The 20,937-nt window shown below is 47.0% G+C and carries 13 protein-coding genes; 4 read left to right on the top strand and 9 right to left on the bottom strand.

The annotated features are described in order from the left end of the window. The first annotated feature begins 60 nt into the window (after positions 1–60). The gene (locus tag BMZ72_RS26895) at positions 61–1,263 is read left to right on the top strand and encodes a bifunctional 3,4-dihydroxy-2-butanone-4-phosphate synthase/GTP cyclohydrolase II (protein WP_089812906.1); all 1,203 of its coding nucleotides are present in this window, start codon (positions 61–63) and stop codon (positions 1,261–1,263) included. Positions 1,264–1,551: 288 nt separating this feature from the next. On the opposite strand, the gene BMZ72_RS26890 is transcribed toward BMZ72_RS26895, so the two are convergent. The 6 genes from BMZ72_RS26890 to ggt form a co-directional block, all read right to left on the bottom strand. Next, the gene (locus tag BMZ72_RS26890) at positions 1,552–6,336 is read right to left on the bottom strand and encodes a translocation/assembly module TamB domain-containing protein (RefSeq protein WP_089812904.1); all 4,785 of its coding nucleotides are present in this window, start codon (positions 6,334–6,336) and stop codon (positions 1,552–1,554) included. Positions 6,337–6,540: 204 nt separating this feature from the next. Further along, on the bottom strand, positions 6,541–7,419 hold the full coding sequence (locus BMZ72_RS26885) for a TraB/GumN family protein (protein ID WP_089812902.1): 879 nt from the start codon (positions 7,417–7,419) through the stop codon (positions 6,541–6,543). A gap of 2 nt (positions 7,420–7,421) precedes the next feature. After that, on the bottom strand, positions 7,422–8,468 hold the full coding sequence (locus BMZ72_RS26880; RefSeq protein WP_089812901.1) for a pyridoxal phosphate-dependent aminotransferase family protein: 1,047 nt from the start codon (positions 8,466–8,468) through the stop codon (positions 7,422–7,424). Positions 8,469–8,475: 7 nt separating this feature from the next. Then, a complete protein-coding gene (locus BMZ72_RS26875; RefSeq protein ID WP_089812899.1) occupies positions 8,476–8,919 on the bottom strand; it encodes a hypothetical protein in 444 nt (147 codons plus the stop codon). Between the two features lie 5 nt (positions 8,920–8,924). Then, positions 8,925–9,455: a DUF1572 family protein gene (locus tag BMZ72_RS26870; protein ID WP_089812897.1), complete on the bottom strand. Its 531-nt coding sequence runs from the start codon at positions 9,453–9,455 to the stop codon at positions 8,925–8,927. A gap of 21 nt (positions 9,456–9,476) precedes the next feature. Further along, positions 9,477–11,177: a gamma-glutamyltransferase gene (gene ggt, locus BMZ72_RS26865; protein ID WP_089812895.1), complete on the bottom strand. Its 1,701-nt coding sequence runs from the start codon at positions 11,175–11,177 to the stop codon at positions 9,477–9,479. Positions 11,178–11,371: 194 nt separating this feature from the next. On the opposite strand from ggt, the gene BMZ72_RS26860 reads away from it, so the two are divergent. From BMZ72_RS26860 to BMZ72_RS26850, 3 genes are all read left to right on the top strand, one after another. Then, positions 11,372–14,146 (top strand): TonB-dependent receptor, encoded by a 2,775-nt coding sequence (locus BMZ72_RS26860; RefSeq protein WP_089812893.1) that lies wholly within the window; start codon positions 11,372–11,374, stop codon positions 14,144–14,146. Positions 14,147–14,319: 173 nt separating this feature from the next. Then, positions 14,320–14,724 carry a toxin-antitoxin system YwqK family antitoxin gene (locus BMZ72_RS26855; protein ID WP_089812891.1) on the top strand — a complete coding sequence of 135 codons (405 nt, stop codon included), beginning with the start codon at positions 14,320–14,322 and terminating at the stop codon, positions 14,722–14,724. 75 nt (positions 14,725–14,799) lie between these two features. Further along, positions 14,800–17,313 carry a M14 metallopeptidase family protein gene (locus tag BMZ72_RS26850; protein ID WP_089812889.1) on the top strand — a complete coding sequence of 838 codons (2,514 nt, stop codon included), beginning with the start codon at positions 14,800–14,802 and terminating at the stop codon, positions 17,311–17,313. Positions 17,314–17,540: 227 nt separating this feature from the next. Here BMZ72_RS26850 and BMZ72_RS26845 read toward each other — a convergent pair whose 3' ends face one another. The 3 genes from BMZ72_RS26845 to mltG all read right to left on the bottom strand — a co-directional run bounded on the left by BMZ72_RS26845 (position 17,541) and on the right by mltG (position 20,890). Beyond that, positions 17,541–18,143 carry a redoxin domain-containing protein gene (locus BMZ72_RS26845; RefSeq protein WP_255373302.1) on the bottom strand — a complete coding sequence of 201 codons (603 nt, stop codon included), beginning with the start codon at positions 18,141–18,143 and terminating at the stop codon, positions 17,541–17,543. Positions 18,144–18,846: 703 nt separating this feature from the next. Continuing rightward, positions 18,847–19,818: a YihY/virulence factor BrkB family protein gene (locus BMZ72_RS26840; protein ID WP_177222942.1), complete on the bottom strand. Its 972-nt coding sequence runs from the start codon at positions 19,816–19,818 to the stop codon at positions 18,847–18,849. A gap of 13 nt (positions 19,819–19,831) precedes the next feature. Continuing rightward, entirely contained in the window at positions 19,832–20,890 is a 1,059-nt protein-coding gene (gene mltG / locus BMZ72_RS26835; protein WP_089812883.1) for an endolytic transglycosylase MltG, read from the bottom strand. Positions 20,891–20,937 lie beyond the last annotated feature (47 nt).

The raw sequence follows: 20,937 nt of genomic DNA, 5'->3' as shown, positions 1-20,937 counted from the left end.
AGGAAAGTGAACAGTTCTTATTTTACCATAACTTTGCACATTAATCTATAATAAAGCTCTATGTTAGATACAATAGAATCAGCCATAGAAGATATCAGGAATGGTAAGCTGGTAATAGTGGTGGATGATGAAGACAGGGAGAATGAAGGAGATTTTGTTACAGCAGCAAGGAACGTTACACCGGAGATCATCAATTTCATGAGCCGTTACGGCCGTGGTTTAATATGTGCCCCCCTGGTGGAGGAGCGTTGCGAGGAACTGAAACTGGAAATGATGGTGCGCGACAACACTGCCCTGCACCAGACACCCTTTACCGTATCCGTTGACCTCCTGGGTCACGGTTGTACCACCGGCATCTCTGCACATGACCGCGCCAAGACCGTACAGGCCCTGATTGATCCTAATACCCGCCCGGAAGAACTGGGTAAACCAGGACATATCTTCCCCCTGAAAGCAAAAAGTGGTGGCGTACTTCGTCGTACCGGCCATACGGAAGCAACGATCGACCTGGCCAGACTGGCTGGTTTTGAACCTGCTGGCGTACTGGTGGAAATTATGAACGAAGACGGTTCCATGGCTCGTCTCCCTGAATTACGCCAAATTGCCGACCAGTTTAACCTGAAACTGATCTCCATAAAAGACCTGATCGAATACCGCCTCGCAAAAGAAACCCTGATCGAGGAACAGGTAACCGTAAACATGCCGACTGAATACGGTGATTTCGAACTCGTCGCTTTTAAACAGCTTAACTCAGGCGAGCTGCATATGGCACTGAAAAAAGGTACCTGGGAGAAAGGTGAACCTGTACTCGTGCGTATTCACTCTTCCTGCGTAACCGGCGATATCCTTCATTCCCTCCGTTGTGATTGTGGCGAACAGCTGCACAAAGCCATGGAAATGGTAGAACGTGAAGGAAAAGGCCTGATCCTGTATATGAACCAGGAAGGTCGTGGTATCGGTCTGCTGAACAAACTGAAAGCTTATAAACTCCAGGAAGAAGGCCGCGATACAGTTCAGGCTAACCTGGAACTGGGCTTCAAAATGGATGAACGCGACTATGGCGTTGGTGCACAGATCCTCCGTCATATGAACATCTCCAAGATGCGCCTGATCACCAATAACCCACGTAAAAGAGCCGGTCTGAATGGATACGGTCTTGAAATCGTGGAGAATGTAGCGATCGAGGTACATCCGAATCCGCATAACGAGTTCTATCTCAAGACCAAACGCGATAAGTTGGGTCATGAGATCCTGAAAGGGTAATTCAAATGCAACAGAGATCGTTGCGAAAGTTAATATAAAAGCGAAGGCGCTTCCGTTCCGGAGGCGCCTTCGCTTTTATATATAAATACAGATCGTATTTGTGCTTACTTAAGTTGTCCTGATCTTGCCCTCTACATCGGCTCAAGTCCACCTCATGTCCCGATCAAGTCCACCTCGTCTTCCCCTTTATATCGGCTCCGATGTATGTCTGACTTACCTTAACGCCTACCGAAGTCTATCCCTCCTTTATCACTATCTCTGACTTATCAATACTTAAGTGCCTGACAGTTAATTCTTCACTCTCTTTATGGAATCTTCCCTTCTGTCTTCCCGTTCTTTCTCCTCCAGTCTGGCTGCTTCTGCTCTACGCATAGAGTCCAGCATACGGCGCCGGTTCCGTTCATTGAACAGTTCGGAAAACTTGTTATACTCACGTACATAAGAGATACCCAAACCCGCCTTGTTACGGTTTACCAGGTTATACACATCATAATCCGACTTACTGAACGCATTGATACGTACACGTCCCTCTGGTGTCAGCAGGTACTCTGCCCGAAAGTCACCCGCGAAACGGTTCGCATTAGCAGACGTATTCGCCTTACCCCAGTCATAGTCACCACCCACATACAGTCTGATCCTGTTGTTATACAGGTTACTGGTCACACCGGCGCTCACCTGGTTACGGTCCAGAGACGCATTGTCCTGGTTACCAATGTTATAAGCGCGATAATTTACGTTGATGCCGATACCACTGTTCTTGAGTAGTACACCGGTGATATTGTTCAGGATGGCAGATGCCTGTGCACTCAGTGCCTGTCCCACACTGTTCTTACCGGTAGTCGCCACGTTTGCACCGCCGGCGGAGTTAGGATCTTCCGGGAGGAACTGGTTGAACAACAGGAGACCCGCCATCTGTTGCAGGGCTTTGTTCTGGTCCTGGTTCACCTCACGGAGCTTGGCAGCGACACCACTTTCATAGGCCAGGGAGCCTACTTCTGGCAGATTGATCTCATAAGTGATATCCGGTTTCATCAGCTCATTACGCAGGTTGATCAGGATATCCACTCTTTCAGTACGGGTAGCCAGCTTGTCACTTGCGGTGGATGCCGTTCCTACCAGGTTATACAGACTGACTTTAGGCAGGGTATATTTAGCGTGTACATCTACTTTTGCTTCATTAGGGTCACCATTCCAGGTGATGGTACTGCTTTTATCAATGTCAAACTTCCAGCTGGTCAGTCTTTGCAGGGTAAAGTTATAAGACCCGGATACGATCTCATAGTTACCGAACATATTGAAATCACCCTCCGTATTTACCATGATCTGGAGGTTACCGTTACCATTTGCAGAGATCATATCACCGGAAGCAGCATCCATGATCACATCGATCTGTGCATCCGGCGTAGCCGAAATATCCAGTTTCACGTTCAGACGCACGTTATCTTTCTTCTTTTTCTTTTCTTCCTTCAGCTCTGTACCATAGCTCTTAAAGGTGATATAATCCGAACGGCCGATATCTTTACTGTCCGACAATGGCAGATAGAAATGGGTGCCCTTACCCGGTCGGGCCTGTATGCGCAACTGTAGATCATTCAGCGGACCAGAGAAATACACCTTACCATCTGATATAACATCACCATAGAACAGGTCGCTGTCTGCCGCTCCCGTATTCAGAAATACAAAGTTGCGGGCAGTCACATCAAAGTCGAAGTTCAGATTATTGAAATGATCGTGAGAAATATAACCGCTGGCGCTTGCCCTGCTGTTATTCTTATCAACGATAGTGAAGTTGCCAAACTCAATCAGGTTATCATCCACATTCACATTGAGTCGCGGGATCGTATATTTGGTGCCCAGGTATAACACCCTGACCCCAACACTGTCAATACGCAGATTTCCCCTTACCGACGGTACCTTGGTCGTACCGGCAACAGACAATTTTCCGCTTACATTACCCTTCAGATCTGTTACATACTCGTTTACAAAGCGATCGAGTATACTGAGCGATGTACCGTTCAGTTCTACGTTAGCTTCCAGTCGGTTATTGGTTTCGGACACACCGATCAGCCCTTCTGCAAAGAGATTCTTTCCTTTATTTTCTGATCTTACAGAAAAGGTCACGTCATCTGTTTCCTGTCTGTATCCACCTTCAAAGGCTACCAGACCAATGGAGTCATTATCGATACGTAATTCGCTGGTCGTGATATTGGCATCAACGGCCAGGCTATGTATAGGATCAGAAATATCGATCTTCCCGTCAGCAAAGCCTTCTATGCGTAAAGCAGTCAGCTGGGAAGGGATCACATCACTCAGATTGAGGTTTTTCAGGTTGACGATGAATCTGGACTCATCCGGGTTAAACTCATTGGTTTCAACTGTGATACTCTGCTCATTCCTGGTCACCTGCAGGTTATTGATCGTCAGGAAGTCTTTGCTCCAGTAGATCTCATTACCCGGTGTTACATTCCATTGCCGCTCATTGACTGTAAAGGCGCTGTTCAGGAAACTTACCTTTACACCTTCCGGCACGGTCACTACCCGGGCATAGAATCCATCCAGGTTGGAGGAGTCACCAGCCTGGAGGTCTACCTTGATATAGGAGGTATCTCTGCCGGAGTTGGCCAGTATCAGGGGATGCTGTAACCATACACGATCACCGGAAGATACTTTCCCGATGCTTGTGCTGATATCGATCTTATTGAAGGTGCCGGAGCTCTTCAGTTGCAGGTCTTCAAAATGAAAATTCCGGTAGGAGGCCAGCGGCACATTCACCTGTAAGGCCAGATTCCCTTTGATCGTATTCAGTGAACCTTCTACGGTAGAATTATCAAAACCGGAAATATCTTTGGAGAAGCCACGGATCAGTTTGTCCACCTGCCCCATCTTGAAGGCAAAAGAGAAGTCCTGCTGGATATCATCTTTTGGTGCATCCGGGAAGTAGCTGGGATAGTATTTGTTCAGCAACAGGCGAAAGGCATCAGGTAATTGCATGAAGCTGTAATTCCCTTTTACATATCCACCGATCTCACTACCCTGTATGGCCAGTACTTTCACATTGTTCTCAAAGTGGGTAGACACGTTGAGTGAGTCAAATTCCAGTCTGCGTTGATCTTTGAAAAGGGAGACGTTATATACTCTGGCGGAACCGTTAAAGTTGTCAATATTGCTACCGGCGAAGTTAAGCGCCAGCTTGGATTGTAATACAATGGAGTCCTGGGTCAGCTGTAAGGCGCGCAGATTACCATGACGGATATCAGCATCAAAGTCAAAGACAGGCACGTCTTCGTTGAAATCAATGGTACCGGCAAAGTCCATATCCAGGTTCGGATCATTAGCGGTCAGTGAACCATTGAAGAACTTACGGTTCATGTCGCCTTTTGTCTTGATATTGCTGTAAGAATATCCGTTGAGGGTGATCTGTTGTACATCTGCATCTACCGCTGCCTTCAGGGTTTTGAAGTTGAAGCCTTCTCCGTTCAGCTTTGCACTGAGGGATGTGCTGGTCAGTTCAGGTACGCCTAACAGGCTGCCGACGTTAAAGGCATCTGTTGTCAGACTACCAGAATACACGGGTATATCCTTGCTTGTTTTGAAGTTGATATCCGAGTTCAGGTTCCCCAGGTTGGTCTGGAACTTACCATAAGCAACGAAGTCATTCACGAACCCCGTGAAGCTACCCGCGAAGCGGATATTGGTCAGACGGTCCAGTCGCAGGGGATCTGTATTCCTCAATTCAGGGGCGATACTAAGGATATCTGCACCGGTGGTCAGCAGTTCATCTGCATGAAAATCAATAGAAGTGTTGTTGATATCCGGCAGGCCTCGCAGTTCGATACCACCGAGTAAGCGGGTGGTTGTGCCGGCCTGTAATTCAATGTTATTAGCTTTCAGATTGCTCACAGGGCCTCTGGCGTCTCCGTTCAGCAGGATTTCTCTTTTCCAGTCTGAAAGGATCGGGGCAAAGTAGGCGATATCATCAGAATGCAGTTTACTGTTCACGATATGGGCGCGCATATAAACGGCATTGACATAATCGTTCATATCGCTGATATCAGCATACTGCATAGTATAGTAGTCCCGCAGATGGCTGCGATTCGTCATGAGGTCCATATGGGAGAACTCCATTTCAACGGGCGACATCTTAAAGCGCGCGGTCAGTTTCTTTACCTGGAAACCGCAGCGCTCTTTGGTGCTCATGGTCAGATCACCGAGGATGCTGTCCTTAACCATACTGGTATTCGCCAGAGAGAGGTTGATACTATTGAAACGAATATGATTCGGAGCAAAATAGCCCTCTTCGATCTTTGTAGAATCTTCCAGGTCATCTACTCCGAGGGTACCGTCCTTGATGGAAAGCTCTTTCACCAGCAGCTTCCAGTTGGCGCTGTTCCAGCGTAAGGCCGGGATGGCAGCAGTATCTGTCAGCTCCGGAGCAGGAGGCGCGGGTCTCTTTTTACGGAGTGGAGAAGCCGGGTACCGGGTAATGATAAACGTAGGTTTGTCCAGCGTCAGTTCCTGGATATCAATGTTATGCAGATTAAGATCGATGTTCTTGGCATCCACATAAATGCGTTTAGCAGCCACACGCATGTCTTCGCCGATCCAGGCATCGATCTGATTAATACGGACATTACGCAGGTCCGTTTTACGTAGATCAAGGGATACGCCGCCACTTCCTTCTTTCTTTTTGTGTGTGGTATCCGGTGGGGCACTGAATTCATCGATAATGAACTGATAGTTCCACAATGAATCATTTCTGTGACGGATCAGGTTCACGTCCGCGTCCTCCAGCCCTATGAACTTCAGTACTGGTTTTTCCTGGAAGAAGAACCAGTCTGTAATACGCAATTGTAATACACGGGCATACAACAAGGTGTCTTTGTGACGGTCCTCGATCAGGGTTCCCTCCAGCCGCAGACTGTTAAAGAGCCGTATGTTAACGTGCTCTATTTCAACTTTGGTCTTCAGTTGTTGGGATAGCCGGCTTGTGGCCTCATGCACCAGGAAGTTCTGTACCACCGGAATATTTACCAGGACGCTTATCAGGATAACAAGGGCCAGTAAACTCAGCAAGATTACAGTTAATATTTTGCGTACTTTTTTCAGGCTGCGAGATTTAATCCGGCAAAAATAGTTGAATTAGTCCATAGTCCATAGCTGAATAGTCTATGAAAACAACGATTTAATATCCGGTGATGTGTTGATAAAATCCCAATGAGAACGCGGGATCGCTGCCTGTCGTCTGTAAAAAGTAAATTATGGCAATGTTTTAACAGTTTATTGTACGGGTTTCACCGTATATCCCTGCTTGCGTAATAACGCAATCACACCGGTATTTCCACCCAGGTGTCCCGCGCCTACCGCAAAAAAGGTTGGTTCTTTTGCCGCTGCCGCTGCAATCAAAGGCACCCAGTTACGGTTACGGTCATCCAGCAGGATATCTTTATAACGTACCATATCTTCTGTTTCTGTCATCAGCTTAGCCAGTGCTGTAACGTCCTGTTCACGGTAAGATTTCAGCATCTGTGAATAGGTCTCGCGTGTTTTCTCAGGTTCACCGATCGTTTTCAGGATCATCTGTGCCTCTTCTTTATCAGGGATGCTGTCAAAGATAGCCACCTGGTCCAGCGCCTTTTCCAGTCCGTGAACAGGCAATTGCTGTTCCTGTGCAAGCTTCACCAGTTCTGCTTCACAATAGGCAGGGTTCTGGCAGACGGAAGTAAAGTACTGTCTGGTGATCAGTGATAACAATACGAGTGGTTTGAACCTGTCCAGTACTGCCACGTCCATATGCATGGAGTCCTGGCACCATTCTTTTAATTGCTTGTACTCGGCATCACTAACGAAGCTTTTAAAGGAATAGCCTTCGGGCATCATCATGGCTGCCTGCAGGGACTGCATTTCCTCCTGATCGGACATGTTAATCTCAAGGAACAGTGATTTGGCTTGTTTGATGGCTTCCTTTGTAGCGGTGGAGAAGTGCAGATCGTCCTGACAAACGATATGGATGGTGCCATATAACCAGGATGGGCTTTTAAGGTCTTTACCGGAGATTTCCCATAAGAGGGAAGACTTTTCTTTGGGTTGTTGCTGAGCTTTGGCGGTTAACAATGAAAAACTGCAAAGCAGCAGTGTACCGATCTTTTTAAGTAACATACTTATTGGTTTATGAGTAATGTGTGCAATACTTCCAGATCTTTGTCACTATGCTGGGCTGAAATGATGATCCGGTTCACCGGCGGACTATCAGGATTCGGATAGCCAAAAGAAGAGATCATAATGTCATGGTCCAGCAGGTATTTTTCTATGCCTGAACGATCCTTTAACAGAAATATGGGTAAATGAAAAGGATTGTACAGATACCCGATCCCTGTTGCCAGTCCTTCAAAGTGCCTGATCTTATGCTGTAGCAACGCAAGCTGTGCAGCATGTAAGGGAAAGCTTTGCAGGAATGCCCAGGCATTGGCGGGCATCATCGGTGTTGCTCCTGTGAACAGGGGCGTTTTTTTAATCGCGGCAACATCTTTTGCATGTCCGGCCACGACGCCTCCCTGTGTACTGTAAGCCTTTGCCAGTGACGCGGAAAGCAGATAGCGTACCGCAGATAATTGCGGTAAACGGCTGACAATACCACTGCCGTCATCAGAGACAATTCCTATGCCATGCGAATCGTCGATCAGTACCAATACCTGCCGTTTTATTTCATTCAGCCAGCTGAAATCATTGATAGTACTGGTTAAAGGATTCACTCCGTCCGCAACGATCACAAAAGTATGATCCGGATGCGCATTTACTTTTTCTGTTGTTTTGGCAGCCCAGTCCGCCCACGTATCTGTCGGGATGACTGGTTTCCCTGTTCTTAATGCCGGATGGGCATTGGGTGCATACAATAACTCACCCTGTGTGGCAGCATACTGTACCGCTGCCTGCGAGGCCAGATAACCTGAAGAGAATGTGGCGGAAGCCTGTTGCCGGAGGTGCACAGCCAGTGCATGTTCCAGTTCTTCGTAAAGATGTAGCCGTGTATTAGCGATCCTGGAAGAAATGAATACTGTACCATACCGGTCAATACCTTCTTTCAGCAATACATTGAAAGCCGGATGACTATGCAGTCCCAGATAAGAAAAACCGGAAAAGAAGAGATATTCTTTTCCGGCAATGCTACTGGTGCTGGTGGGCGTGGAATGTGTGAACTGTGCCTCCATGCGTATATTACTCAGCTTTTGTTTTCAGTATGAAATAGTACTCGCCTGTATACACTTTCATATCAAAGTGTGTGGCGTCCAGTTTTACGATCGTTACCAGGTTTTCAGTGACCTTGTCCGCTGAAGAACGGAGTCCGTTGGCAGCCGTCACCGATATGATCTTCCCGTCGCTCAGCAGTGTATATCTACCGGTATCAGGTCTGTTATCAATAGTGGCGATGAATAAATTGTTATCCAGGAACTGATAATACACATTGGTGTAGTAACCTCTTTTCAGATCGATCGCCTGTGTGATCTGTGTGTTGTCATACGGACTTTCCGGCGGCACTACTACATCGTATACACGCCATTTCTTATGAATGAGCAGTTCGTTGTTGCGACGGCTGTTGCAGGCGCTGAATACGATGGCAGACAGGGCCATGAGCAGGAGTATCCGTGATGGGATGCGCATATTTATTATTGTTTTTTGCCGAACATTTCCTGGTTGAAATCCTGTGATTTCCCTTTGGGAATAGACAGACTTTGCCAGTCGTTCTTCTTAATCATTTTACCAATGTACACAATTTGCCCTACATGATAGGGGAGGTGAGCCAGTTGTCTGTTGATAGCATCGATCACGATATGCGGTTCACTACGGATGTATACCGTCTTCTCCAGATCCTCCGGCTGCAATGCGCTGATCGCATCCAGCATACATTTCCAGCCGTCTTCCCACAATTGTTTAATGGCAGCTGCGGATAGCCCGTCTGCTTCAAACTCCAGATCCCTGTTACGCCAGGGTTTTTCTCCGTCGCTGGTCAGGAAGTCTGTCCAGCGGGAGCGCATATTACCACTCATATGTTTAATGATGAGGCAGATGCTGTTAGGCTCGCCTTCGGGTTGCCAGTATAATTGCTGTTCTGTCAGCACAGTAATGGTCTGATCACCTAATGATTTATAATAGGCAATTCTTTTCAGTACGCTATCCAGATATATTTTTCCTATCATGATAAATAGTTTTTGCTGTTATCAATAACCAGCGGCGCTGTCATCGCCCCGCTTATCACCCACAGCCTCCAGCTGACCTTTTCCATTAATCCTGATCAGTTCCACGCGTCCGATCGGACTGCTCGGTTCGATCTTGTAGCCCATCTGTTTCAGGCCATTCAGTGGCGTCTGATCGAAGTCAGCTTCTACATATACTTCATCCGGCAACCATTGGTGGTGAAACTTTGGCGCGTCTACTGCCTGTTGTGCGGTGAGATTGAACTCCAACAGGTTGAGCAGGGTCTGGAATACAGAAGTGATAATGGTGGAACCGCCCGGGGTACCAGTCACGATATAGGGTTTACCCTGTTTCAGCACGATGGTAGGCGTCATGGAACTGAGCATGCGTTTGCCTGGAGCAACCGCATTGGCCTCTGCGCCGATCAGTCCGTACATATTAGGTACGCCTGGTTTTACGCTAAAGTCGTCCATTTCATTATTCAGGAAAAAGCCTGCACCACCTACCACTACTTTGGAGCCATATCCACCATTCAGGGTAGTGGTGACAGCAACAGCATTTCCTTCATTATCCATTACGGAAAGGTGTGTGGTTTCTTTACTTTCGTAGATGTTGCCTGCAGTAACATTTGTGCTGACGCTGGCTTTTTTCAGATCGAAGTCCTGCATACGCGCCTGCAGATAAGCTGGATCTGTCAGCTGTTTTACGGGTACTTTTACAAAGTCAGGATCCCCCAGGAATTTTGCACGATCTGCATATGCGCGTCGTTCTGCTTCAATCATCAGGTGCATGGCTGCAATGGAATGGAAACCCCAGTCATGCAGCGGATATTTCTCCACCATGCCCATCATCTGCTGTAAAGCTACACCACCGCTGGAAGGTAATGGCATGGTGACGATGTCGTATTTTTTATAAGCGAAAGTAACCGCTGTTCTTTCTTTTGCTTCATAAGCTTTCAGATCAGCAGCAGAGATCAGACCATGGCCGCGCTGCATCTCAGCTACGATCAGACGGGCCGTTTCTCCTTCGTAAAAGCCTGCTTTGCCATTATCTCTGATCCTTTTCAGCGTGGCGGCCAGGTCTTTTTGCAGGAGTGTATCGCCTGCTTTCCAGGGAGTGGGTTTTATAAAAGCATTGCCCTGTGTATTTAATTGTTTAAAATCTTCCTGTGTTCTGTTGAGTGATTTTGCTTCTCTGTCGGTAATCGCATAGCCTTTTTCTGCTAACAGGATAGCTGGTGCAATGAGCTGCTGTATCGTCAGTTTCGCATAAGGGAGAGAAGCAAACAGACCGGCAACTGTACCGGGTACGCCTGCTGCCAGGTGTCCATCCTGACTCAGGTCGGTATTGGCATTACCACTGGCGTCGATATACATATCCCTGGATGCGGCGCCGGGCGCCTTTTCTCTGTAGTCAATTGTTACGTTCTTTCCATCTTTCAGATGTGCGACCATGAATCCGCCTCCACCGAGATTACCGGCCGCAGGATATACTACGGCCAGTGCCAGTTGTGTGGCAATGGCTGCATCTACTGCATTACCTCCCTGCTGCAACATCTGCAATCCTGCCTGACTCGCAAGGGGATGGGCAGATACGACCGCTCCACGCGAAGCAGTGACCGTTTTTTCTATTTTGTAGTGATATGCGTCATTCTTTACAGGACGCTGCTGAGCATAAGCTGTACTGGTGAGGGTTATAGCCAGTAATAATGAAACCTTGCGCATGTTACCTGGATTTTCCTTAAGTTATCGTGACTGGATTATTTGCAAGTTATTATAAAATGCGCTTCCAAATTAGTATTTTAGATGTAGACCAGGAACAGTGCCAACACATGTAGCAACAAAACAGGAAGACCGACTTATAACCATAAAAACCCGGATAACCGAAATCTTTAAACACTAAATCTAAATCGAACCCTATGTTACACGTGGTAACCCACCTGAGAAGCATTGTGCTTCCATTTCTTGCATTTTTATGCCTGTCAACCCTTACGTATGCGCAGACGGGCACCATTACCGGTACAGTTACAGATGGCAGAGGCCCTTTGTCCAATGCAACTGTCCATATTGAACATACCAATAAAGGCGGTTACACCAATGCCCAGGGCCGTTTCTCGCTTGAGATAGTACCCGGCACACATACAGTGCTCATCAGCTATGTAGGCTTTGTTTCACAACGTAAAACGATAACGGTGAGCGCCGGACAAACCACCTCACTGGAGGTGGTACTCGCATCCAGTACGACGATGAACGAACTGGTGGTACTGGGCTCGCGTAACCTGCCCCGTACGCAGACAGAAACGCCTGTTCCTGTTGACGTGATCGATATTAAAAGGATTGCGGCGGATGCGCCCCAGGTATCTATCAACCAGATCCTCAACTATGTCGCACCTTCTTTCAGTTCAGGTACGCAGACAGTGGCAGATGGTACTGACCATATCGATCCGGCTTCCCTGCGCGGTCTTGGTCCGGATCAGGTGCTGGTATTGGTCAATGGTAAGCGCCGGTACAATACTGCCCTGGTCAATGTAAACGGTACATTCGGTCGTGGAGCGGTTGGTACGGATATGAACAGCATCCCTACTGCTGCCATTGACCGTGTGGAAATATTACGTGATGGCGCTGCCGCACAGTATGGCTCGGATGCCATTGCAGGCGTGATCAACATCATATTGAAAAGTTCCGTGAACAGGTTAACAGTGAATGTGACGACCGGTGCGAACATAACTTCGCAGGCAGATAACAATATCGACGGACAAACCGTGCAAACCGGTGTGAATTATGGTATCCCTGTCGGACAAAAAGGTGGTTATATCAACTTCGGCGGTTCTTATGACTATCGTAATTATACCAACCGTTCCGGTCCATGGGAAGGGGCTATTTACAGAACATATCCCGGTGGTGTTGACAAAACAGATTCTTTCCTGGTGGCTAATAATATCACCCGTAATGATATCCGTATGCGCGCCGGACAATCCAGATTACGCAGTGCACAACTCTTTGTAAACGCCAATATCCCACTGGAGAATAATGCGGAAGTTTATTTCTTCGGAGGGATTGGCTATCGTAACGGTGATGCTGCCGGTGTATACCGTCTGCCACATGACAGCCGTAATATCATCGATATCTATCCACTGGGCTTTCTGCCAATGATACAGAGCGATATCTATGACCGCTCACTGGCAGCGGGTATAAGAGGTAATCTTGGGGACTGGAAAGTCGATTTCAGTAATACGTATGGCCGTAATGAATTTGGTTTCAAAGTGGAAAACTCACTGAATGCATCGCTACAGAAAGCTTCTCCGACACGCTTTACCTGTGGAGGGCCTATATTCACCCAGAATACAACGAACCTCGATTTCTCCCGTCGCCTGGATGTATTACAGGGACTGGACATTGCTTTTGGTGCGGAACATCGCTTTGAGCAATATGAACTGGTGGCTGGTGCAGAAAACTCCTATACCGACTATGGCCGTGCATCGCAGCTGGGTACGGATGCCAATGGGAATCCTATTCTGATCCCTGACCCACAGGGCGCTATCAATACGATCTTTGGTCCCGATGGTACAGCAAGACCCGGCGGCGCGCAGGTATTCCCTGGGTTCCGTCCGGAGAACGCTATTAAAGCGACCCGCAGCGCTATCTCCGGCTATATGGACGTAGAGGCAAACTTCACAAATGCTTTCCTGTTGGGTGGTGCAGTACGTTTTGAGAATTATAACGATTTCGGGAGTACGCTTAACGGTAAACTGACTACCCGTTATAAACTGAGTGAAAAGACCGCTGTCCGGGCATCTGCCAGTACCGGTTTCAGAGCGCCTTCCCTGCATCAGCGTTATTATTCTTCTACCTCTACTTTGTTTGTGGATGGCGTACCTTATGAAGTGGGTACTTTCACAAATGATAGTCGTCCGGCGCAACTGCTGGGTATTCCTGAGCTTAAGCCAGAGAAGTCGAAAAGCATCAGTGCCGGTTTCACCGGTAGTTTCAGGAAATTTAATCTGACCCTGGACGGTTATTTCACACGTATCAATGATCGTATCGTATATACTGACCAGTTCTCCGGCAACAACGCGGATACTGCCACTGCGATCGATAAGGAAATATATCAGCTGTTGTCGCTGGCCAATGCCAACAGGGCGGCCTTCTTCGCCAATGCCATTAACTCTGAAACAAAAGGTGTGGACCTGGTATTGACCTATAGCACCCGTTTAGGTACGGGTACCTTCCGCGCCGACCTTTCCGGTACGTATAGCTATACCCAGCGGGTGGGTGAGATCAAGGCCTCCGAAAAACTGAAAGGCAAGGAAAGTATCTATTTCAGCAGGGCCAGCAGGATCTATCTGGAACGAAGCGTTCCCCGTGAGAAGGTGAACCTGACATTGTCTTATAACATTGGTAAGTTCAATGCTTTCCTGCGCAATGTGCATTTCGGCAGTGTAGAAGAGGCGACCAATGATCCAAAGTTCTACCAGACCTTCTCCGCGAAAGTGGTGACAGATGTGGCTGTTGGATATAAACTTACTCCTGCCCTGAAACTGAGTGTCGGATCTAACAACGTTTTCGACGTTTATCCGGACCTGGTAGAGAATCCGGCGAATACGACCAACAACCAGTTTCGGTATTCCAGGAGGGCTACCCAGTTTGGCTATAATGGACGTTTTCTGTTCGCAAGACTGGAGCTGAATTTATAACCAAATGAAAATCATACAGTACCAACACAATAATTAGGCACAAAAATCGCTTATACTCTTGTGTAAGCGATTTTTGTTACCTGCCCTTTCTTTATATTAATATATTTCTATATATTCGATAGGGCTTTTTTGAGGACAATATCAGCATGGCATAGCCCTGCGAACATATTTCTATGACTAAATACGGAAGATTACTTTCAGGATTACTGTTGCTGTCTCTGACAAAGATGGAGTCAGGCTGTACGGATGCCGTAGAGCAGGATACCCAATTGCTGCGTCAGGTGATGCGTGAAGAGAACGGATGTATCCGCTGGAAAGTATATGGTTTCCGGGACGATCCAAATAAGGAGAAAGTAGAACTTTACTTCACCAATGGTAAGCTCAGAGAAGTATTTTACCGTTATCAGGGCCAACTGGAAGGTGTAAGAAATGTTTTTTATGATAACGGAAAATTATCAGAATCCGGTAACTGGCATGCTGATAACAGGATAGGTGAATTCCGTTATTACCGCCAGGATGGAAAGCTTGAATGTGTTCAATATTACGGCCTGATAGGCGAAAGCGTTGAAACACCCTGATCTCATCTACATACGTTATCCACACTTATAAGGCTGCAATTGATTATCTTAGGTAAATAAACCTAAGGATCAATTATGCGCAAATTGCTGTTATCATCCCTAATACTGCTCTTCGTGCAGATGGGCTTTTCCCAGGCCCTGCCTACACCTGACCAGTTTCTCGGTTATGCGCTCGGGACACAATTCACGCCCTATCACCGCGTACTGGACTATTTCAAAACCGTTGCCGCTGTTACGCCCAACATGCAGTTAACCCAATACGGTACAACTTACGAAGGCCGGCCACTGATGCTGGCGGTTATTTCTTCTCCGGAAAATATGGCTAAGACGGAACAGATCAGACAACACAATCTCGACCTGTCCTTTGGTACCGGCAAACCTGCTTCCGGTGATCCTGTTATTGTATGGCTTAGCTACAATGTACATGGTAATGAAGCGGTGTCTACAGAAGCTGCCATGATCACCCTGTACCTGCTGGCCAATAAAGGCAATACGGAAACACAGGAGTGGCTGAAGAACGTTGTTGTGCTGATTGATCCCTGTCTGAATCCTGATGGAAGGGAACGTTATGTTAACTTCTACAACCAGGTACATACCCGTTATGCCGATCCGTTGCTGTTTGCACGTGAGCACAATGAACCATGGCCGGGTGGAAGAGCGAATCACTATTACTTTGACCTGAACAGGGACTGGGCATGGCAGACGCAGCGTGAATCACAGCAGCGTGTCGCTCAGTATAGTCGCTGGATGCCACAGGTACATGTGGATTTCCATGAGCAATCTATTGATGCACCTTACTATTTTGCACCGGCAGCGGAACCATTTCATGATATCATCAAGCCCTGGCAGCGCAGCATGCAGATGCTGATCGGTAAGAACAATGCGCGCTATTTCGATAAGGAAGGCTGGCTGTATTTCACAAAGGAATTCTTTGATATGTTCTATCCCAGTTATGGCGATACGTATCCGACTTACAATGGTGCTATCGGTATGACCTACGAGCAGGGTGGTGGCGGAAGGGCCGGTCTCGCCGGACTTAAACAGGATGGTGATACCCTGACCTTATCCCAACGTATCGCACACCACCGCACTACGGGTTTATCCACAATAGAAATTGCTTCACAGCAGTCCGCACAGCTGCTGAATGAATATTCCAGATACTTCTATGAGGCTGTTCATACACCGGAAGGACCGTATCAGTCATATGTTGTCAAAGCGGCTGGCAACAACGAAAAACTGGCCACATTGGGCGCTCTGCTCAACAGGAATGGTATCCGCTTCGGATATGGGGCGGGTGTAGCTAAAGCTACCGGCTTTAACTATTTCAACGGTAAAACAGAAAGTTTTACCATTGATAAGGAAGATATGGTGATCAGTGCTGCGCAAGCCAGATCCAATCTCCTGAAAGTGCTGTTTGAACCAGATTCGCGTCTGACGGATTCCGTAACTTATGATATCACTGCATGGTCTTTACCTTATGCATACGGTTTGCAGACCTACGCCTTACGTCAGCCTTTGACGCCGGCAAAAGATAGTTTGCAGGTGACGGTGAATACTGCCCTGGCAGCTGCCCGTCCATATGCCTATCTCGCACGCTGGAATAGTATAAAAGACGTACGTTTCCTTTCTGCATTGCTGCAAAAGAAGATCCGTGTAAGATATGCTGAAGGAGACTTCATGGCCGGCGGTAAGAACTTCCCTGCCGGTACACTGATCATCACCCGTTCCGGTAATGAAGCTGCCAACGGACAGTTTGATGAACAGGTGGTCAATCTTGCGAATACCTATAAAACTACCCTGGATGCTGTCACCACCGGCTTCGTAGAAAAAGGGGTGGATTTCGGTTCTGAGAAAGTGCGTTTCATCAAACCTGTCAGGATCGCCGTGGTAATGGGAGAAGGCGTTTCTTCGCTTGCCGCCGGGGAAGTATGGCATTTCTTCGAACAGCAGATCAATTATCCCCTGACTGTTGTGGATGTCAAACAACTGCCTAATGTAAACTGGAAGGCGCTTGACGTACTGATCTTACCAGACGGTACCTATCGGCACCTGGCGGATAAAGATTTCGCTAACAAGCTCCGTGACTGGGTTACGGGTGGTGGTAAGCTGATCGTCATGCAGGATGCACTGGCCCAGGTAGCCGGATTGGATTGGGGTATTCACCAGAAGAAACTGGATGAAGACAAGGACGAAAAGAAGGATGAATATGCGCTGTTGAAACCGTACGCCAATCGTGAACGTGAAGGGGTAAAACAGCTCATTCCGGGCGCTATCTATAAGGTACAGCTGGATAATACACACCCGCTGGCATTTGGCTTTCCTTCGGTTTATTATACCCTTAAACAGGATAGCAGAATATATGAGTATCTGGAAGAAGGCGGCTGGAATGTTGGTATCATCAAAAAAGACAATTACCTCAGTGGTTTCGTAGGAACAGAGATGCGTAAGAAACTGAAGGATGGTCTGATCTTCGGTGTGAAGGAAATGGGAGAGGGGAAGATCGTGATGATGGCAGATGACCCGTTATTCAGGAGCTTTTGGGAGAACGGTAAACTGCTGTTTGGCAATGCGCTTTTTATGGTGTGGTAATGGAGTAAAATAAAGATTATATAAGGATGGAAAAGCCTGACAGATCATATTGCTGTCAGGCTTTTTCGTTCTAATTGATACTGTTATTATTTAGCTGATTTACAGTTATTTATATCAAAAATTCTTTCGGCAAATTTTCGTTGTTGCCAAAAGAACAGGTACTTTTGATGCAATTTTACGCCTCCGTATCAGACGCTTGCCAAAGCAATCGCATTTGCCAGCAGCAACTAAAACCGCTTAATATTACACCCCAACGCCATTGTTGAATTCACCTTCACTGCCTTGCCTGCCAGCATATCATTGATCGCATTATGCAGATGCCGCATCTTCACCGCGTCGGCATTACCCGGATTATCATCAATAGCGCCCTTATAGACGAGTTTTGCCTGCTGGTTGAATAGATAACACTCAGGCGTATGATTCGCCTCAAAAGCGTCTGCTAATTCAGCATTTTTATCTGCCACATAATACCAGTTATACTGCTGACCGGTGGCATATGTTTTCATGGCCGCCAGGATGGCTTTTTCATCTGCTGCTGCAATATTGGAATTGATCAGTACCACGCCAATATTATTACTCAGTGCATATTTACAGATCTCCTGTGTTCTCAGCTGATTTCTCTCGATATAGGGACAGTTATTGCCGGAAAACATCACCAGCAACCCATTATTCATTCTTGCTTTGTTCAAAGTAATTTCCTTGCCGGAGCAATCCTGTAAGACAAGATCCCCTTTCGGTAACGGCGCACCTATCTCCAGCGGTAGATCAACCGGAGCGCGCATGGCTACCAGCCAGCAACTAAGAAAAAGTAGACAGTGTAGTGTTTTCATAAATATAGGTTTCAGGTTAACGATGTCCCTTTGCATCTTTGCTCAGGGAAAAAACAATGTCTGGAATCCGACCTCAGATTCCATTACAAAGATACAAAATATGTGATGTTTTTATCTAATTTATGTGGGTTGTTCTTTCAAACTTAAAGGTGCAGAATCCTCCCACAGTAAAGGATTTCAGCCGATCCTTAATATAAAAATGTCCCTCTTCAATAGCTATTGAGATCCAGTGTTTTGTGGTGGTTTCTCTGTGTTTGCCGGGGGGCTTCCTCTGCTACGGGGCAGGTGTAAATCTCTGGTTGTAGTTCTTTGAGGTTCTTACTATGGTGCTGGTGTTGAAGGTTTTGTGATAATCTCTCTTTGTTTGCCGGGCCTTCTGCTGCTGCGGGGGCAGGTGTAAATCCCTGGCTGTCGTTCTTTGAAGTTCCTTACTATGGTGCTGGTGTTGAAGGTTTTAGCGGTGGTTGGTTGATTAAACCCCTGGGTGCATGTGCTCAGCAGACTTCAAATAACTAAGGCCATGGGATTTCACCTGCACCCCTGCGCAGTCAATAAGAGGAGTCGGATTTTACTGGTTTTAGTAGAAAGAAGTTGAAGGAATAAGCTCGGATATGGTGACTATGGAATGAGAAGGATAGCAACGGGGAGGAAGCAAAAAAGTAGTGGTAAAATAGCAGCTATATCGATGGTGATTATAGTTGTCTCAGGACAATCCCTGTACCTCCATTGGCAAATCTTCTTTTCGCAGATTTGCAATTTCTTTGAGGATACGAATGCTCGCATTCAACTCAAATCCGATCAGCAAAATGAAGGAATAGAAATAAACAGACAGCATCAATATCAGGATCGTTCCGACAGAGCCATAAATCTTGTTATAGTTCCCAAAGTTATTTACGAAATAAGAGAAGAGGATCGTTACCAATATCATTAGAACTGCTGCAAACGTCGATCCTGCAGTAATGAACTTCCACTTCTTTACAGTCGCTGGTACAAAGCGATAGATCACGGACAGCATTGAGAAGAACAGCAAGCCGATTAACAACCATCTGGCTACATCCGCCAGGGAAAGGATACGCTTATCTGTGATACCAAAATAATTGAAAATGTATCCCAGTACGGTACCCTGCGCGATGATAAGAATGATGGTAATGAGCAGCAGGATGATGAGAATAAGTGTCAGCTTCAATGCCATCAGTCGCTTCTGCCACCACTTTCTGCGGCGGAATCCCGGGAGCTTTTTATTGAACGACCTGGCGATACCCATTACTGCATTTGAAGAGGTAAAAAAGCCCATAATAAACGCGATGGACAGCAAGCCATTATGGTGGGTATACAGGAAGTCATGGATCATGTCCCGTATGATGATGTAGGTATTGTAATTGGGGGTCACATCTTCCGCTAGTTCATACAGCGTTGCCTCTACATTTTGCATAGGGATGTAAGGGACGAGTGTGAAAAGGAAGATAAAGAATGGGGGAATAGCCAGCAGAAAGTTGAATGAAATGGCTGCTGCCCGTTCCCCCAGGCTTTGATTACGCATTTCTTTCAGAAAGAACTTGATCACATCATACAGCGGCACTCCCTCAAATCCCGGTAATACCAGTGTTTTGCTGATATCTACGAGTTTGCGGAAAGGCTTTGAATTGAAGATGATGTTTTCTGGTCTGAAAGGCATTGTGTATTGCTGGTTATATACCTCTCGCGTTGAGCGCCTGATGGAATGCATGTGCATTTTTCATGTGCTCTGCGTAGGAGGCGGCAAAGGCATGATATCCGGAGAAGTCGGCCTTCGCACAAAAATATATATAATCAGTTTCAGGCGTGTTCAGTACAGCTTCTATTGATTTGATAGAAGGGGTACAGATGGGTCCTGGTGGCAGACCGGTCACCTGATAGGTGTTGTAAGGAGATTCGAATGCGATGTGTCCTTCGCGGATCCTTCGGATGGAGAAGTCCTGCAGCGCAAATTTTACGGTCGGATCTGCCTGGAGACGCATGCCTTTACGGAAACGGTTCAGATATACGCTGGAGATCAACGGTTTCTCGTCGTTTTTGTTGGTTTCTTCATCCACGATGGAAGCGAGGATAATCACCTGTACAGGCGTCAGTCCCAGTCGCTGTGCTGCGGCTTTACGGGTATCATTCCAGAAAGCATCGCTTTCCTTTTCGATCTTTTTGAAGGCACTTTCTGCGCTGGTGTTCCAGTAGAACTGGTAAGTATTTGGCAGGAAGGCGCTCATGACTGTATTGGTATCGAGTCCGAACTGGCGGAGGTATACCTGGTCGCTCAAAAGGGCGCGGAAGGTAGCGGAGTCTGCTTCAAGATTCGCGCAGATCTTCCTGACCAGGTCCTGTTTTGTGCGCAGTTTGGTAATGGTCAGGTTTACGGGGGCCTGGTGACCGGAACGCAGCAGTTTTACGATCTCGAAATTGCTCATGCCTCTGCTGATCTTGTATTTACCAGCTTTCACACGGTCACGGTATCCTAACTGGGTGGCTACGACCTCAAAACTGAGTCTGCTGCGGATAATGCCCTGTTCTTCCAATCCTTCCAATACGGTGCCATAGGTGCTGCCGGTGCGGATGTAAAAGAACTTGCTGTCGCCAAAGGCTTTAGTATTCGGACCAAAGACATAATATACAACGTATACCAGCAGGCCGGCAATGATGGCGGCGGCAGCTACGAGCAGACGTTTGATCCACAGGTTTTTAGTTGGACTTTTTTTTGCTTTGCTTTTCTTTGCCATAGGGTGGTATTCAATAAAAAACCTCGCTTGTGACGGCGAGGTTAGTA

The sequence above is a fragment of the Chitinophaga sp. YR627 genome (genome assembly GCF_900114995.1).
GTDB lineage: Bacteria > Bacteroidota > Bacteroidia > Chitinophagales > Chitinophagaceae > Chitinophaga.
The sequence above is the reverse complement of the archived record's forward strand: the minus strand, read 5'-3'. Positions and strand labels throughout refer to the sequence as shown.